The sequence below is a fragment of the Devosia sp. genome (genome assembly GCF_025809055.1).
Lineage (GTDB): Bacteria > Pseudomonadota > Alphaproteobacteria > Rhizobiales > Devosiaceae > Devosia.
Map to the genome: position 1 here is coordinate 1,774,539 of NZ_CP075529.1, position 15,899 is coordinate 1,790,437.

General features: G+C 65.4%; 14 protein-coding genes. 6 read left to right on the top strand and 8 right to left on the bottom strand.

The window, feature by feature from the left end; translation table 11 throughout:
* Nucleotides 1–36 precede the first annotated feature (36 nt).
* Entirely contained in the window at nt 37–1,158 is a 1,122-nt protein-coding gene (locus KIT02_RS08645) for a 5-methyltetrahydropteroyltriglutamate--homocysteine S-methyltransferase (protein ID WP_297585021.1), read from the top strand.
* A 22-nt stretch (nt 1,159–1,180) separates the two neighbouring features.
* Here KIT02_RS08645 and KIT02_RS08650 read toward each other — a convergent pair whose 3' ends face one another.
* Nucleotides 1,181–1,951 (bottom strand): IclR family transcriptional regulator, encoded by a 771-nt coding sequence (locus tag KIT02_RS08650; protein ID WP_297585023.1) that lies wholly within the window; start codon nt 1,949–1,951, stop codon nt 1,181–1,183.
* 206 nt (nt 1,952–2,157) lie between these two features.
* On the opposite strand from KIT02_RS08650, the gene KIT02_RS08655 reads away from it, so the two are divergent.
* Nucleotides 2,158–3,864, top strand: coding sequence for a thiamine pyrophosphate-requiring protein (locus KIT02_RS08655; protein WP_297585026.1), 1,707 nt, complete (start codon nt 2,158–2,160; stop codon nt 3,862–3,864).
* A gap of 12 nt (nt 3,865–3,876) precedes the next feature.
* Nucleotides 3,877–4,410 carry a 2,4'-dihydroxyacetophenone dioxygenase family protein gene (locus KIT02_RS08660; protein ID WP_297585028.1) on the top strand — a complete coding sequence of 178 codons (534 nt, stop codon included), beginning with the start codon at nt 3,877–3,879 and terminating at the stop codon, nt 4,408–4,410.
* 285 nt (nt 4,411–4,695) lie between these two features.
* Here KIT02_RS08660 and KIT02_RS08665 read toward each other — a convergent pair whose 3' ends face one another.
* From KIT02_RS08665 to KIT02_RS08695, 7 genes are all read right to left on the bottom strand, one after another.
* On the bottom strand, nt 4,696–5,454 hold the full coding sequence (locus KIT02_RS08665; RefSeq protein WP_297585032.1) for an SDR family NAD(P)-dependent oxidoreductase: 759 nt from the start codon (nt 5,452–5,454) through the stop codon (nt 4,696–4,698).
* 3 nt (nt 5,455–5,457) lie between these two features.
* Nucleotides 5,458–6,909, bottom strand: coding sequence for an aldehyde dehydrogenase (locus KIT02_RS08670; protein WP_297585035.1), 1,452 nt, complete (start codon nt 6,907–6,909; stop codon nt 5,458–5,460).
* A gap of 27 nt (nt 6,910–6,936) precedes the next feature.
* The gene (locus KIT02_RS08675) at nt 6,937–7,653 is read right to left on the bottom strand and encodes an ABC transporter ATP-binding protein (protein ID WP_297585037.1); all 717 of its coding nucleotides are present in this window, start codon (nt 7,651–7,653) and stop codon (nt 6,937–6,939) included.
* Nucleotides 7,646–8,374, bottom strand: coding sequence for an ABC transporter ATP-binding protein (locus KIT02_RS08680; RefSeq protein WP_297585040.1), 729 nt, complete (start codon nt 8,372–8,374; stop codon nt 7,646–7,648). The genes KIT02_RS08675 and KIT02_RS08680 overlap by 8 nt, the downstream gene beginning before the upstream one ends.
* Nucleotides 8,371–9,309, bottom strand: coding sequence for a branched-chain amino acid ABC transporter permease (locus KIT02_RS08685; RefSeq protein ID WP_297585043.1), 939 nt, complete (start codon nt 9,307–9,309; stop codon nt 8,371–8,373). The genes KIT02_RS08680 and KIT02_RS08685 overlap by 4 nt, the downstream gene beginning before the upstream one ends.
* Nucleotides 9,306–10,178 carry a branched-chain amino acid ABC transporter permease gene (locus tag KIT02_RS08690; RefSeq protein ID WP_297585046.1) on the bottom strand — a complete coding sequence of 291 codons (873 nt, stop codon included), beginning with the start codon at nt 10,176–10,178 and terminating at the stop codon, nt 9,306–9,308. Before KIT02_RS08690 ends, KIT02_RS08685 begins: the two co-directional genes overlap by 4 nt.
* A 96-nt stretch (nt 10,179–10,274) precedes the next feature.
* Nucleotides 10,275–11,504, bottom strand: coding sequence for an amino acid ABC transporter substrate-binding protein (locus tag KIT02_RS08695; RefSeq protein ID WP_297585048.1), 1,230 nt, complete (start codon nt 11,502–11,504; stop codon nt 10,275–10,277).
* Nucleotides 11,505–11,660: 156 nt separating this feature from the next.
* On the opposite strand from KIT02_RS08695, the gene KIT02_RS08700 reads away from it, so the two are divergent.
* The 3 genes from KIT02_RS08700 to KIT02_RS08710 all read left to right on the top strand — a co-directional run bounded on the left by KIT02_RS08700 (nt 11,661) and on the right by KIT02_RS08710 (nt 15,735).
* Nucleotides 11,661–12,554 carry a helix-turn-helix domain-containing protein gene (locus KIT02_RS08700; protein ID WP_297585051.1) on the top strand — a complete coding sequence of 298 codons (894 nt, stop codon included), beginning with the start codon at nt 11,661–11,663 and terminating at the stop codon, nt 12,552–12,554.
* 86 nt (nt 12,555–12,640) lie between these two features.
* A complete protein-coding gene (locus KIT02_RS08705; protein ID WP_297585054.1) occupies nt 12,641–14,407 on the top strand; it encodes an ATP-binding protein in 1,767 nt (588 codons plus the stop codon).
* Nucleotides 14,404–15,735: a sigma-54 dependent transcriptional regulator gene (locus tag KIT02_RS08710; RefSeq protein WP_297585057.1), complete on the top strand. Its 1,332-nt coding sequence runs from the start codon at nt 14,404–14,406 to the stop codon at nt 15,733–15,735. Before KIT02_RS08705 ends, KIT02_RS08710 begins: the two co-directional genes overlap by 4 nt.
* The last annotated feature ends 164 nt before the right edge of the window (nt 15,736–15,899 follow it).

Sequence of the window (15,899 nt, forward strand, 5' to 3'; positions counted from 1 at the left end):
CCATCACTCGCGTCGAGGTTGAATGAGGAGTTCTCCATGTCCGTGCCCAAGCCCCCCTACCGCGCCGATGTCGTGGGCAGTTTCCTGCGCCCCGATTCCATCAAGAAGGCGAGAAAGGCCTATCTGGACGACAAGTCCATTTCCGCCGAAGAACTGCATGCAATTGAGGATGATGCCATCCGCACCGTCATTCGCATGCAGGAAGATGCGGGCCTCAAGGCCGTGACCGATGGCGAATTCCGCCGCGCCTGGTGGCATTTCGACTTCATGGGCATGCTCAACGGCCTCGACATCATTCAGCGCGACGGCGGCGGCATCCAGTTCCACGGCGTCCATACCAAGCAGGATGTGCCGGTGATCAGCGACAGGCTGAGCTTCCCGGCGGACCATCCCATGCTCGAGCACTACAAGTTCGTGGCCGCCAATACCAAGGTGACGCCGAAAATCTCCATTCCGGGTCCCAGCGCCATTCACTTCCGCATTGCCGACGACGATATCGCCGTGGCCGAATACAAGCATGATGCCGAAGCCTATTTCGAGGCCATCACCGCCACCTACAAGGACGCGGTCAAGGCGTTCTACGATGCCGGCTGCCGCTATCTGCAGATGGACGACATCTTCTTTGCCTATCTCTGCGATCCGAAAATTCGCGCCGAGCGCAAGGAAAAGGGCGAAGACCCTGATTGGCTGATCGGGCGCTACGCCAAGATGATGCATGACGCCATCGCCGACCGCCCCGACGACATGCTGATCGGCATGCATATGTGCCGGGGCAATTTCAAATCGACCTGGGTGGCCGAGGGCGCCTATGACCCGGCGGCCGATGCGATCTTCAACCAGACCGATGTCGATATCTACTTCATGGAATACGACACCGACCGCGCCGGTGGGCTCGAACCGCTCCGCCTCCTGCCCAAGGGCAACAAGCGGGTGCTGCCCGGCTTCATCACCACCAAGACGGCCGCGCTCGAAGACCTCGACGATCTGAGGCGCAAGTTCGACGCGGCCGGCAAATATACCGATCTCGGCCAGCTCGGCATCGCCCCGCAATGCGGCTTCGCCTCGACCGAGGAAGGCAATGACCTCACCATGGACGAGCAGCGCCGCAAGCTCGACCTCGTGGTCAAGACTGCCGAAACCATCTGGGGCGAGGTCTGACCAACTTGGAGCGGCGCCGGCCTCACGCGCCGGCGCCGCGCCCATAGACCAGCAGTTCGGCATCACGGACCGCCTTGTCCAGCCGCAGGCGGAAGCGGTCCAGCGCGGCCCGATCGATGCGCGATGCCGGCCCGAAAACGGATAGGCCGGCCACCATCCGGCCCGCCTCGGTGCGCACCGGCATGGCAATGGCCGCGATCCCCTCCTCGCGCTCTCCCAGATTATAGGCATAGCCCCGCTGGGCGGTGCGCTCGATTTCCTCGGCCAGTTCCGGCCGTTTGACGATGGTGCGAGCAGTCAGCGCCTCCATCTCCACCGATTGCAAATATTTCTCCCGCTCGCGGGCCGAAAGATGCGCCAGCCAGGTCTTGCCATGGGCGGTGCAATAGGCCTCGAGCCGGTCTCCCACCCTGATATCCACGGAAAGGCTGCGCTGCGGCATGGCCCGGGCAATGCAGACCACCATCCCCGCCTGGTAGATGGTCGCCATGCTGGCCTCGCGCAGGTCCGCGGTGATCTCGTCCAGCACCGGCTGCATCAGGGCGCCCAACCGGTCCTGTTCAAGCGCCCGGTCGCCCAGGTCGACCAGCATGTAGCCGAGCCGGTAACTGCCCTTGCCGGTCTGGACCAGCGCCCCCTCGGTTTCGAGCGTCTTGATGAAGCGATGGGCGGTGACCGCATTGAGCCCGAGTTCGCGGCAGACCTCGGCAACGCTGATCCGCGCGCGGCCCCGGCCGAGCAGTTTGAGAATGGCAAAGGCCCGTGCCACCGAATTGTTGAGCTGCTGCGCCATGGCGTCCGTTCTCAATAATAGAGGAGTTTCATCGGCGGCTCCCACGTCTGTCCGACATCTCGCGCTCGGGAGCACCCCGCGCACCGCGCGTGTCAACGCATAAACCTATGAATTTACGTGACTTATCTCAGTTTCCGCGGAGCCATTGACTCAATCCGTTCCGCAGAACACGCTTTTATGGAATCTACCATTCCAAATATAGATAAATGAAAATCGAAGCGCTCACAACACTCACCGCCGGCGGCGCGCTGCTCGCCCGGCTCAAGGCCATCGGCGTCGACTACATCTTCGCCAATTCGGGCACCGACTTTCCCCCCATCATCGAGGGCCTGGCCGAAGCGGCCGCCAAGTCCGTCCCCCTGCCCCAGGCCCTGGTGATCCCGCACGAAAGCGCGGCCATGGCCATGGCCCACGGTTATTACCTCGCCACCGGCCGTTCGCAGGCCGTCATGGCCCATACCAATGTGGGCCTGGCCAACTGCTCCATCGGCGCCATCAATGCCGCAGTCGAGAACATCCCGGTGCTGCTGTTTTCCGGCCGCACGCCCACGACCGAGCAGGGCCGGCTCGGCTCCCGCACCGTCCCCATCGGCTGGGGTCAGGAAATGCGTGACCAGACAGCTCTGGTCCGGGAGGCCGCCAAGTGGGACTATGAGCTGCGCTTCCCCGAACAGGTCTGCGACCTTGTCGACCGCGCCCATGCCATCGCCAATTCATCGCCAAAGGGGCCGGTTTATGCCGCCCTGCCCCGCGAAGTCCTGTGCGAACCGTTTGGCGGCCGGGGCATAGACGCGCCCCTCACCATGCAGCCGGCCCGCATCACGGTTGATACCGGTCTCATCGCCGATCTTGCCGCCCGCATCGCCGATGCACGCTTTCCGGTAATCTTCGCCCAGCATGGCACCGGCAGCGCCGAGGCCTTTGACGCGCTCTCAACCCTTGCGAGCCAATGGGCCATTCCCGTCTGCCAGTACTGGGCCGTGCAACTGGCCCTGCCCACCGATCACCCCATGCATGCCGGCGGCGACCCGGCCTGGCTGCTCGAACAGGCGGACCTGGTGATCGTGCTCGATGCGCTGGCCCCCTGGTCGCAACAGGCACACGCCCCGCGCCCCGAAGCCTGCATCGTCCAGGTCGGACCCGACCCGCTCAAGGCCCGCATACCGGTGCGTAATTTCCGCTCCGACATATCCATAGCCGGCGAAGTCCCCGACGCTATCCTCGCGCTGGCAAGAGCGCTGGCGACGCAAAGCCCCGGCACCAGAGCGGACGAGCGCCGCAGCCTTATCGAGGCCCGCAACACCGCCGCGCGCCAGGCCGTGCTCGATCGCGCCCGGGCCGGCGGAGACGGCGTGATGAGTGCCGATTTTGTCGCCCTGAAAGTCTCGGAGGCCATTGCCGGGCGCAACGCGGTGCTGCTATCCGAGCGCGGCTGCCCCATGCCGCCGATGACGCTCGACCATGTCCATGCCTGGTATCAGGAACCTCATGCCGGCGGGCTGGGCTGGTCCTTCCCGGCCGCCCTGGGCATGCAACTGGCCGACCGCGACCGGCTGGTGGTCGCCAGCATGGGCGATGGCTCCTACATGTTTTCCAATCCTGTCGTTTGCCACCAGATCGCCGAGGCGCTCGACCTGCCGGTCCTGGTCCTGGTGATGAACAATGCCGAATGGGCCGCCGTGCGTCATTCCGTGCTCGACATCTACCCCGATGGCTACGCTGCCAAGGCCAACCGCATGCCCCTGACCGGCCTCAGCCCCAGCCCGGACTATGTCCAGGTGGCCAGGGCCAGCCGGGCCTTCGCGCGCCAGGTTGCCAACGCCGCTGACCTCGCCGAGGCCCTGCCCGAAGCTCTGGACCATATCGCCAGCAAGCGGGGCCTGGCCCTGCTCGACATAACCATGCGCAACTGAAGGGAGAACCCCGTGCCCGAAACAGCCAGCACCGAATTCTGGAAAGATCTGAAGCCCATCACCAAGGTCTTCCAGCCCGACGCCCTGCCCGAGGTGTACCTGGCGGATGCACCCACCGAGGACGAGCGCTATTATGTGCCCTTCACCGAAACAGTCTCATCCCGCCCCCTGTGGATCTCGCCCACCCAGAACAAGTGGTGCGACATCCTCATGGCCAGCAAAGCCGGGCTCGTGAACCGGCACTATCACCCCCACGAAGTCTTCGCCCTGACCCTGTCGGGCAAATGGGGCTATCTCGAACACGACTGGACCGCCACCAAGGGAGATTTCGTCTATGAAACCCCGGGCGAGGGTCACACCCTCGTTGCCTATGAGCACGAGGAGCCGATGAGGGTCTTCTTCACCGTCACCGGCCCGCTCATCTGGCTGGACGAGAATGGAGAGCCGGACGGCTTTTTCGACGTTCACAACTACATCGCCATGTGCCGCGCGCACTATGACAAGGTCGGCATCGGCGCCGACTACGTCAATTCGCTGTTTAGATGAATCCAGCAGCAGACCTCATCCCCCGTCTTCACGGGGGCAGGCTCTGAGCCCGTCGAAGGACGAGGTCGTGGCACCAGAGCCTCCACCCGCTCGACCTCGTGGTTCGACAAGCTCACCATGAGGTCTCCTCTGGTTAGCCCCCTGGCTCACCCGGCCCACCCACCAGGTCATTCCCGCGAAAGCGGGAACCTCCGTTTCAGAGCCACCCCCTCATCGGGGGCAAAGAGCAGACCTCATCCCCCGCCTTCACGGGGGCAGGCTCTGAGCCTGTCGAAGGACCCTGCCTCACGCGCTCATGCCGCCATCGGCCATCAGCATGGCCCCGGTGGTAAAGCTGGATTGATCCGAGGCCAGGAACAGAACCGCACGGGCGATTTCATCGGCCGTGCCATGCCGTCCCATCGGGATCATCTCGTTGAAAAACGCCGTGCCATCCCGCCCGATTTCAGCCCCCAGTCCCCGCTCGACATCGAACTGGAACGCATTGTCGATGGGCCCCGGGTGAATGGCATTGACCCTGATGCCGCGCGGCGCCAGTTCCTTGGCGAGGCACCGCATCAGCCCCACTTGCGCGTGCTTGGCAGTGATATAGGCGTAAACGCCCGGATCGCCCCGCGTGGCGGCAACGCTTGAAGTGATGACAAAACTGCCCCCGGCCCGCATGTGCGGGGTCATGTATTTGGCGACGAGAAACGCCCCCCGCACATGCACGGCGTGCACGGCCTCGAAAACGTCTTCCGGATAATCGGCAATCGGCGCCACCATGCCGAAATTGCCGGCATTGGAAAACACCACGTCGATCGCGCCGAAGCGCTCGACGGCCCGCCCGGCGAGCCGGGCCACCTGTGCCGCAACCGACACATCGCAGCCAATGGCCAGCACCCTTTCACTGGCCAGCCCCGCCGCAGCCGCGTCCAATGCGGCCTCATCGCGGTCGGAGAGCACCACATGGGCACCCTCCGCCAGCATCAGCCTTGCCGCTGCAAGGCCCAGCGATCCCGCGCCGCCGGTGACGACGCAGACCTTCCCCTCGAGCAGGCCCATGGGTCAGATCGGGTAATGGATGGGGCCGTCCTGCACCGTCACCCAGCGCAGTTCGGTAAATTCGGCAATGCCCCAATTGCCGCCGAAACGGCCATAGCCGGAAGCCTTGACGCCGCCGAACGGCATCTGCGCCTCGTCATGCACGGTCGGTCCATTGACGTGGCAGATGCCGCTCTCGATGCGACGCGCCACCGCCAGCGCCCGGTTGACGTCCCGGCCGAACACTGCCGCCGACAGCCCGTATTCGGTATCATTGGCCACCCGCACCGCCTCGTCGACGCTGCCGACACGGACCACGGTCACCACCGGGCCAAAGGACTCTTCCCCGTAGATCCGCATGGATGGCGTGACCTTGTCGAGCAGCGTCGCATCTACCAGCGTGCCCTCGATCTTGCCCCCGGCGCACAGGACCGCGCCCTTGCTGGTCGCGTCCTTGACCAGCTGCGCCAGGCGTTGCGCGGCGCTGGCATCGACCACCGACCCAAGCGGTGTCTGGCCCTTGGTCGGGTCACCAGCGACCAGCGTCTTCGCCTTGGCCGCCAGCTTCTCGACAAAGGCATCGGCAACATCCTGGAGCACCACGATGCGCTCGGTCGACATGCAGATCTGCCCCTGGTTCATATAGGCGCCAAAGGCCGCAGCGGCCACCGCCTCGTCGAGATCGGCATCGTCGAGCACGATGAACGGAGCCTTGCCGCCCAGCTCCAGCAGGGCCGGCTTGAGATGGCGGCCCGCCTTCTCGCCGATGATCCGGCCGACCCGCGTCGAGCCGGTGAAATTGACCCGCCGCACCGCCGGGTGGGCAATAAGGGTTTCAACGATCTCGCTGGCATCCTGGGGCGCGTTGGAAACGGCATTGAGCGCACCCTTGGGCAGACCCGCTTCGAGCAGGCTCTCCACGATCAGCCGGTGCGTGCGCGGGCAGAGCTCGGATGTCTTCATCACCACGGTATTGCCACAGGCCAGCGGCGTGGCCAGCGAGCGGACACCCAGAATGACCGGGGCATTCCAGGGGGCCATGGCCAGCACAACCCCCGCTGGCTGGCGCACCGCCATGGCGGTCGATCCGGGCCGGTTGGATGGCACGATCTCGCCCTTGATCTGGGTCACCAGGCTTGCCGCCTCACGCAGCATGTCGGCGGCCAGCATCACGTTGAACATGGCCCATCCAGCCGTGGCACCGATTTCGGCGCCCATGGCCTCGACGAAGAGCGGGCCCTTGCCTTCCAGCACGTCGGCCGCCTTGAGCAGAATTTTCCGGCGCTCCTTGGGCGCCGTTCTGGACCAGGCCGGAAAGGCGGCAGCTGCCGCATCGGCGGCCCGCTGGGCGTCCTCGGGCGTAGCCGCTGCCGCACGCGTGGCCACCGCACCCGAGATCGGATTCATCCGCTCGAACACGGCCCCGCCGCTTGCCATCTGATCTTCATTGCCAATGAGCAGGCCCAGTTGGTCCATAGCCCTTCTCCTTTGTAACCGAATGCGTCAGGCGGCGGCGCCGCCCAGAAATGCCTGTTGCACTGCCGGGTCCGTCTTGAGGGCCTCGGCGGAATTTTCACCAATGATGCGGCCGGCTTCCATCAGGTAGCCGCGGTCCGAAATCGACAGCGAGATCGAGACATTCTGCTCAACCAGCAGCAGTCCCACGCCCGTCTGCTTGACCCTTTCGAGGGCCCCGAACAGCTCGCTCACGACGATGGGCGCCAGCCCGAGGCTTGGCTCGTCCAGCATCAGATATTGCGGATTGCTCATCAGCGCCCGGCCGATGGCCACCATCTGCTGTTCGCCGCCCGACATGGTGCGCACGAACTGACCCTTGCGCTCGCCGAGCCGCGGAAAGAGGTCGTAGATCAACCCCGTTCGCGCCGTCTCGACGTCACGCGCCCGTTTCGGGTTGGCCCCGAGCAGCAGGTTTTCTGCCACCGTCAGGTCGCCGAACACGCCGCGCCCTTCCGGCACCAGCGCAATGCCCGCCTCGGGCACCAGATGCGGCTTCATGCCAATGAGCGAGCGTCCATCGAGCGCCACCACCGATCCGGCCTCGGGCCGGACAAGCCCGGCAATGGCCTTGAGCAGCGAGGACTTGCCCGCCCCATTGGCCCCCAGGATGACCACCGTCTCGCCTTCGGCAATGCGCAGCGAAACATCGTTGAGTGCCAGATGCCGTCCGTAGCGCAGGGATAGGGTGCTGATCTCAAGCATGGCTGTCTCCCAGATAGGCCGCGACCACGGCCGGATCGGCCAGCACGTCCCTTGTGGGTCCATCAGCGATCTTGGTCCCGACATTCATCACCACGGTGCGCGCGCACAGGGCCCGCACCGCTTCCATGATGTGCTCGACCAGAAGCACCGTCATGCCGCGCTGGCCGAGGCCCGTGATGAGATCGATGCCCACCCGCAACTCGGTCGGGTTGAGCCCCGAGAGCCATTCATCGAGCAGCAGCAGCCTGGGCTCGGCGGCCAAGGCGCGCGCCAGTTCCATGCGCTTCTGGTCGATATAGGTGAGATCGCCGGCAAACTCGCCGCCGCGCCCGGCAAGGCCCACATCGGCCAGCAGCTCCTCGGCCCGCACCCGGGCAGCAGCGCCCCAGAGATGGTTCGGGCGGAAGGCCAGCGCGGCGATGACGTTTTCGGCCACCGTCAGCGAAGGCAGGACCCGCACCAGCTGGAAGGTGCGCGCCACGCCCTTGTGGGCGATGCGATGCGGCGATGCCCCGGCAATATTGTCGCCACCCAGCACGATGCGGCCGGCCGTGGGCGCCAGGGCACCCGAAATCATGTTGAGCACGGTGGTCTTGCCCGACCCGTTAGGCCCCAGCAGCGCCACGGTTTCCCCCTGGCCCACCGAGAAACTGACATCATTGACCGCCGTCAGCCCGCCGAACTGCTTCCTGAGGCCGCCGATTTCCAGAAGCGCGCTCATCGTCCCGCCTCCTTGCCCGCGGGTCCCAGGCGTTTCCACAGGTCCTCCACCCCGCCCAGCACGCCGCGCGGCACCACGAAGACGATGGCGATGAACATCAGCCCGAGCAGGATCGAATAATGGTTCGGGAAATTGGCGCTGAGCCATTCGAACAACAGGAACAGCGGGATCGCGCCCAGCGCCGGTCCCCACAACCGGTTGGCCCCGCCCAGCAGCGCCATGATCAGGGTCAGGAAAGAGATCGTCGGATTGAAGACGATGGCCGGCTCGACATAGGTCCAGCGCGGTGCCTGGATGGCCCCGACCAGGGTGATGATCGTCGCGCTCACCGCGAACAGCGCCAGCTTCACCCCGGCAATGTTGATGCCGGTATGGGCCGCGACGGTTTCGTCGTCGCCGATCACCTTGAGCGCCAGGCCCAGCCGCGACCGCGAAATCAGCCAGCCGATGCCCAGGGTCAGCGCCGCCAGCCCCAGCAATTGCCAATAGATCTGCTCCGGCGTGATCGGCAGGAAGATATAGCGTCCCAGCGTGCCGGTTACATTGACCTCGTACCAGGTCACGAGCTGGCGGATGAGTTCGGCCAGCCCGAAGGTGAAGATGACGAAATAGACCCCGGCCAGGCGCAGCGTCGCCAGCCCCACGAGCAGCGCCACGCCCAGCCCGATCACGGCCGCCACCAGCAGCACCGCCCAATAGGGCAGCACTTCGCTCAGGACCGCGACCGTATAGGCGCCGATACCGAAGAAGGCCACGGTCGCCAGCGACACATAACGCGTCGGTCCGGAAAACAGCGCCCAGGCGCTGGCCAGCACCACATAGCCGGTCATGCCCAGCAGCAGACCCACGCCATAGGCGCCGAGCTGCGTCGGCAGCCAGGCCAGCGCCGCAAGGCCGGCCAGGATGAAAACAGTGGCAACAAGGGCGCGGATCATCGGCCGGACGCCTTTCCGAACAGGCCCGCCGGCTTCCACAGCAGCACGGCAAGGAAAATGACATAGGTGGCGGCCAGCGTCAGGCCCGGATCGACATAGGTGGCCACCAGTGTCTCGACCACGCCGAGCAGCAGCCCCGCGACCAGGGCGCCCATGAGATTGCCCAGCCCGCCCATGATGACGATCACCAGCGCCTTCATGGTGAAGACCACGCCCATCGAGGCATTGAACGTCTGGTACATCGAGATCATCACCCCGCCCGAGGCGGCCAGCATGGTCCCCAGCGCAAAGGCAAAGCGCGCGGTGCGGTTGACGTCGATGCCGACCAGCGGCGCTGCATTGGGATTGACGGCAATGGCGCGGATCGTCGTGCCCCAGCGGGTCCGGGTCAGCACATAGAACAGGCTGGCGCCGATGATCACGGCCAGCGCAAAGGCCAGCAGCCGGTTGGCGGCGACATTGGCGCCAAACACGTTGATGCCGGTATTGAGGAAATTGTAGCTCGTGTAATTGGACCCGAAGGTGACCAGCATCACGCCCTGGATCACGAAGAGCAGGCCGAAGGTGGCGAGGATGGAATCCACTTCCAGCGTGCCGCTCTTGGCCGAGCGCCGCACCAGCGGCTGCATCATCACCCCATAGATCACGTAGCCGAACGCAAAGGCCGCCGGCAGCACCAGCAGCAATCCCACGATCGGATTGATGCCCAGCGTCGAGAACAGCAGGAATGCGGCGAAGGCGGCAAAGATCAGGATCTCGCCATAGGCGAGGTTCATGATGCGCGAAATGCCGTATTGCAGGGTCAGGCCCATGGCAATGAGCGCATAGGTGCCGCCCAGCACCAGCCCGGTTATCAAGGTCGTGATCATTGCGTCCTTCTCCCGCTGCCCACCAGGCCAGGACCTGCCCTGGCTCGGCTCCCTCCCCCTGTCAGGGGGAGGGCTGGGGTGGGGGTACCCTCTTGCTTACTGTGCCGGCCAGGGTGCCTTTGGCAGGATGGGGGCCGAAGCGCCCTCCCGGTCGGCCGGCGCGATGGCGACGAAATTGCCGTCCTGCCACTGACCGCCGAACCAGAGCTGGCGCAGCTGGTTGTCTTCAAGCTTGGTTTCGCCCAGCACGGTTTCGAACGTGCCGGTCGAAAGCTCTTCGGAAACAGCTTCGCGGTCGAGGCCACGGCGCTTGATGGCTTCCTGGAGCATTTCAAGGCTCGCATAGGTGATCACCGAGCCCCACCAGTCCGGAGCCTGTCCGATGAACTCCTCATGGCGGGCACGATAGTCCATGACCTTTTCATTGGTCACATCGATGCCGCCCAGGCTCATGATGCCCTCGATCTTGTCGCCATTATTGGCGGCATAGACCGGAAAGCCGACGCCCACGCCCATATAAAGCACTTTGGGATTGTATTGGGCGACCTGCGCCTGCTGGGTCAGGGCAAAGGTGTCCGGCGGATAGGAGAAGGCGATGAAGCTGTCCGCGCCCGTGGCCGCCGCCTCGTTCAGCATCGGGGTGAAATCGGTGGTGCCCACCGGATAGGTCACGTCATAGGCCATGGTGATGCCGGCATCGGCAAAGGACTGGCGGGCCGCATTGATGAGGTCGATGCCGAAGCCGTCGGCCACCGAAATCACCGCAACCTCGCCATTGATGGTCCCGGCATCGCGCTGCTCGACGAGGATCTTGGCCAGCGCCTCGGTATAATCGTGGCCGCCACCGAGCAGCCAGAAGCTCTTCTTCCAGCGCTGGACGAATTCGGGCGCCTTGTCGGTCACCGCCGACACGGCCAGCTGCGGATAGCCGAAGCGGTCGAACAGCGGCGCCACGGCCAGGTTGAACCCCGTCCCCCAGGGCACGAGGATGAAATCCACCTCGTCCTGCGTCGCCAGGCGTTCGACAGCCCGCACCACTTCTTCGGACGATGAGCGGTCGTCATATTCGATCACTTCGATGGGCAGGCGCGTGCCGTCCGGCAGTTCCAGGCCACCGGCTTCATTCACGTCATGGACCCAGAGCTGATAATTGGGCAGCGTGGTGATACCGGCGCCGCCGGCATTGGCGCCGGTTTTCGAGATCGCATAGCCGATCTTGATCGATGTCCGATCCTGGGCAAACGCTGCGGTAGCGCTCACCCCGGCAAGCAGGGTCGCGGCAAGGCCAATGGCACGCAGGGCGGACCTGCGGGAAAACAGGGTCATCTCTTCCTCCTCCTGGCCCCCGTTTGAGGGCCGACAACGCCGGGGCTTTGACTGCCCTTCTCCGGCGACTGACCTCACGCTAGCCGCAAGTTCCCCGGACCAGAATAGACTTTTTGCGGAGAAACTTGTACTTTTAAGGCGAAATTGGAGCTAAACATGCCCACCGCCGCCACAATCGCAAGCCCGAGGCAAATGCTCGACCTGGCGCGCGAGCTCGATGGCCAGACCATTGCCACCACGCTCGATACCGCCCGCTGGACCTTGCCGGTGGAAGCCAATGCCCTTCTCGTGCTGATTTCGGGGTCCGGCGACATCAATACCGGGGAGGAACAGGCGAGCCTGCAGGCCCCCGTGCTGATCTGGGTTCCCGCCGGCCAGGCCGCCGAGGTGACCCTGATGGCCGGGGCGCGCGGCGGCTGGTTGGCCATTTCGGGCGCGGCCATGGGACAGCTCTCCTTGCCCGGCACCATTGCCGAAGATGTCCGGCGCCTCTCCAGCCGGCCGCAATTGGGCACGCGGGTCGAGCGGGACGCTGCCAATCGGCTCGCGACCCTCATGGCCTTGATGACCGACGAGCTGCGCCACGGCCAGTCCGGCGCGCAGGACATGGTTCGGCACCAATTGGCCATTGTCGCCATCCTGCTCTGGCGCCTGTCAGACATGGCCAGCACCACCGCCCGTCCGGCTCCGCGCACCATTGTCAGCAATTTTCTGCAGATGGTGGACCAGCAGATGCGCGGCCACTGGAGCGTGGGCGACTATGCCCGCCACCTGGGCATCAGCGTCGACCGGCTGACCAGCGCCGTCCAGCGCGCCACCGGCCGTTCGCCGCTGGCGCTCATCCATGCGCGGCTGGCGGCGGAAGCCCGGCAGATGCTGGAAAATTCCGGCATGCAGATCGCCGAGATTTCCACCTATCTCGGTTTTGACGATCCGGCCTATTTCTCCCGTTTCTTCAAGCGCCTGATCGGCAGGTCCCCCCGGCAGTACCGGCAGGATGTCACCATCAACCAGTCCCGGGATGGCGGCTCCTACGCGGCCTGGCCCTGATCCGATGGGGCGTCCGGCTTGCAACCGGGCCGCGACTGCGACAAATTTCGGGCAAGGGCCGGAACCGGCCGGGAGGAGAAGTGTCCATGCTGGCAATCCGGCGACGGCGCGTGGCGCTGTCCGTGCTGGCCGTTGCAACCGTCCTGATCGTCGCGCTCGGCGCCTGGCATCTGTCCGGCCTGCGCCTGCGCGGTGAACTGGTGCGCCAGGTTCAGGACCGGCTCACCATCAGCCAGCGCTCGGTCGAGAGCGAAATCGAGCGCTTCCGCTACCTGCCCGGCGTCATCGGGCAGGATGAACGCATCACGCGCCTGCTGGCCCGGAGCGACAGCGCCGAAGCCATTGCCGCCGCCAACGCCTATCTGCAGACCGTGCGCGGCATGGCCGGCGCCGACGAGCTCTATGTGCTCGATACGCAGGGCATGACCCTGTCGGCCAGCAACTGGAACGAGCCGGGCAGTTTTGTCGGCCATTCCTACGCCTTCCGCCCCTATTTCCAGGACGCCATGCAGACCGGCAGCGGGCGCTTCTATGCTGTGGGTGTCACCACCGGCAAGCCGGGCTATTTCCTGTCGAGCCGCATCGAAATGGCCGGGCGCACGGTTGGCGTTGCCGTGGTCAAGGTCGATATGGCGCCCCTCGCCAATATCTGGGCCCAGGCCGGCGAAATGAGCGGACTGGCAGATCAGGATGGCGTGGTGTTTCTCTCCGGTGAGCCCGGTTGGGTTTACCGGCCCCTGTCCCCGCTGGCGCCCACCACCCTGTCGCGCCTGGCCGATGAGCGCCGCTATGACGGCATAGACCTGGCCGGCACCGCCCCACTCGATCTGACCTTTGGCGACAATACCAGCGACACCCTGCGCTATGAGGGGCAGACCTTATTGTTCGACACCCGCTCCATCGAGCCCGACGGCTGGCAACTGCTCTCCGCCCTTCCCATCGAGCCGGTCGAGCGCGAGGCCCGCCTCACCGGAGCCATGGCTGGCCTTGTGACCCTGGTGCTGTTTGCCGTCCTTGCCTTGCTCTGGCAGCGCCGGCAGATCACGCGCCTGAAACTCGAGCAGAATGCCGTGCTCGAACGGCGCGTCGCCGAGCGAACCGCAGAATTGCGGGCCACCCAGGAAAGCCTCATCCACGCAGCCAAGCTCGCCGCCCTTGGGCGGATGTCGGCCGCCATCGTGCATGAGGTCAGCCAGCCCCTGACCGCGCTCGACAACACCCTCGCCGCCGCCGACCTGCATGCAAAGCGCGGTTCCGGCGAAGAAGTCAGCCGCACCGTCGGCTCGGCCCGGACCTTGCTCAAGCGCATGCAGCGCACGGTCAAGCACCTGCGCACCTTCTCCTCCCGCCGTGAACCCGAACCGCCGCAAAAGGTCGGCCTGCCCGCTGTGCTTGAGGCCGCTTTGGAGATTGTCCAGCCGCAGGCCCGCGAGGCCGCCATCACCCTTTCGCTCGAAGCCGGCGACGCCCTGCCTCCGGTCTCCGGCAACGCCGTCCGGCTCGAACAGGTGTTCATCAACCTCCTGCTCAATGCCGTCGAGGCAACGGCCCTGGCCGGCAATAGCCGCATCGACATCACCACCGCCAGCCGCGACGGACTGGCCGTGGTCGAAATCGCCGATACCGGCGCCGGCATGCCCGAAGCCGTGCGCGAACGCCTGTTCGAGCCCTTCTTCACCACCAAGGCGACTGGCGAAAGCCTGGGGCTGGGCCTGTCCATCACCAAGACCCTGCTCGAGGAATTTGGCGGCACGCTCACCTTCACGCCCCGGCCCGAAGGCGGCACCCTCGCCCGCGTGACCCTGCCGCTGCATCTGGCCCCGGCCACACCCAGGACACTCATTCCCGCATGACCCGTGGCGCGATCCTGTTTCTCGACGACGAAATCGAATTGTGCCGCGCCGCAGAGGAGTGGCTTGGCGTTTCCGGCTTTTCGGTGACGGCATCCACCGATGCCGTTCAAGCGCTGGATCGGCTCGATCCAGGCACCGTCGATTGCGTCGTCACCGATGTGCGCATGCCCGCCATGAGCGGCCTCGACGTATTGGCCTGGTTTCGCAACCATGCCCCCGAAGTCCCCGTGGTGCTGCTGACCGGGCATGGCGACGTCACCCTCGCCGTCGAGGCCATGCGCAACGGCGCCCACGACTTCCTCGAAAAGCCCTATGATGCCGACCATCTGGTGGCCGTGCTCGATCGTGCCATCGAGCGGCGGCGGCTGGGCCGCGAACTCGAACGGCTCCGCCATTCCGCCATCGGCAATGGCCTCGATACGCGCCTGGTCGGCCAGTCGCCAGCCATTGCCGCACTCCGCCATTCCATCGAACACCTTGCCGATGTCGATGTGGACGTGCTGATTACCGGCGAAACCGGCACTGGCAAGGAGGTCATTGCCCGCGCCCTGCATGACCTGGGCGGACGCGCCAAGGGCCAGTTTGTCGCCATCAACTGCGCCGCCATCCCCGAATCCATCTTCGAGAGCGAAATTTTCGGCCATGCCCGGGGGGCGTTCACCGGCGCCATCGGCGATCGGGTCGGCAAGTTCGAGTTCGCTCGCGGCGGCACCGTGTTTCTGGATGAAATCGAATCCATGCCGCTCGCTCTCCAGGCCAAGGTGCTGCGCGCGCTGCAGGAGCGGCTGGTCGAGCCCCTCGGCACCAATGCCACCCGCCCCATCGACGTGCGCTTCATCGCCGCCAGCAAGGTCGATCTGCGCGCCGAAAGCGAGGCCGGCCGCTTCCGCGCCGATCTTTATTTCCGCCTCGCCATTGTCGAACTCGCCGTGCCGCCCCTGCGCGACCGGCGCGAGGATATTCCGCTGCTCTATGCCCGCTTCGCCGCCGAAGCCGCACAGCGCTTCAACCTGCCCGCGCGCGACCTGTCCCGCGCCGATATCGACCGGCTCACCGGCGCCGGCTGGCCCGGCAATGTCCGCGAACTCAAGGCCGAGGCCGAACGCAATGCGCTGGGCCTGCGCACCCCGCCATCTGGCGATCCTGCTCCCCGGAGCGGTGACGATTCCCTTGCCGCGCGCGTGGCGCATTTCGAGGCCGGCGCCATCCTTCAGGCCCTGCGCGACAGCGGCGGGTCCACCGCCCTCGCCGCCGACCGCCTGGGGCTGGCGCGGCGCACCCTCAACGAGAAAATCGCCCGCTACGGCCTGCGCGAACACGCCTCCTGACCTGGCGGATTTCCGCCAGCAAATGCCGGGCGAAGCGGATTTCCGCCAGACCCGCCCAATCCGTCATCGCTAAGGGCTTGATATTGCAAGGGTTGCTACTTGGCACGGGCCTTGCTGATACTGTGCTGATCGCCACGAGGAGGTGGCGGCACTTTGCATGCAAG

Excerpts from the sequence above, each read along its gene's own strand:
- KIT02_RS08645 (WP_297585021.1), top strand. The coding sequence starts at position 37 with ATGTCCGTGCCCAAGCCCCCCTACCGCGCCGATGTCGTGGGCAGTTTC.
- KIT02_RS08650 (WP_297585023.1), bottom strand. The coding sequence starts at position 1,951 with ATGGCGCAGCAGCTCAACAATTCGGTGGCACGGGCCTTTGCCATTCTC.
- KIT02_RS08655 (WP_297585026.1), top strand. The coding sequence starts at position 2,158 with ATGAAAATCGAAGCGCTCACAACACTCACCGCCGGCGGCGCGCTGCTC.
- KIT02_RS08665 (WP_297585032.1), bottom strand. The coding sequence starts at position 5,454 with ATGGGCCTGCTCGAGGGGAAGGTCTGCGTCGTCACCGGCGGCGCGGGA.
- KIT02_RS08670 (WP_297585035.1), bottom strand. The coding sequence starts at position 6,909 with ATGGACCAACTGGGCCTGCTCATTGGCAATGAAGATCAGATGGCAAGC.
- KIT02_RS08675 (WP_297585037.1), bottom strand. The coding sequence starts at position 7,653 with ATGCTTGAGATCAGCACCCTATCCCTGCGCTACGGACGGCATCTGGCA.
- KIT02_RS08680 (WP_297585040.1), bottom strand. The coding sequence starts at position 8,374 with ATGAGCGCGCTTCTGGAAATCGGCGGCCTCAGGAAGCAGTTCGGCGGG.
- KIT02_RS08685 (WP_297585043.1), bottom strand. The coding sequence starts at position 9,309 with ATGATCCGCGCCCTTGTTGCCACTGTTTTCATCCTGGCCGGCCTTGCG.
- KIT02_RS08690 (WP_297585046.1), bottom strand. The coding sequence starts at position 10,178 with ATGATCACGACCTTGATAACCGGGCTGGTGCTGGGCGGCACCTATGCG.
- KIT02_RS08695 (WP_297585048.1), bottom strand. The coding sequence starts at position 11,504 with ATGACCCTGTTTTCCCGCAGGTCCGCCCTGCGTGCCATTGGCCTTGCC.
- KIT02_RS08700 (WP_297585051.1), top strand. The coding sequence starts at position 11,661 with ATGCCCACCGCCGCCACAATCGCAAGCCCGAGGCAAATGCTCGACCTG.
- KIT02_RS08705 (WP_297585054.1), top strand. The coding sequence starts at position 12,641 with ATGCTGGCAATCCGGCGACGGCGCGTGGCGCTGTCCGTGCTGGCCGTT.
- KIT02_RS08710 (WP_297585057.1), top strand. The coding sequence starts at position 14,404 with ATGACCCGTGGCGCGATCCTGTTTCTCGACGACGAAATCGAATTGTGC.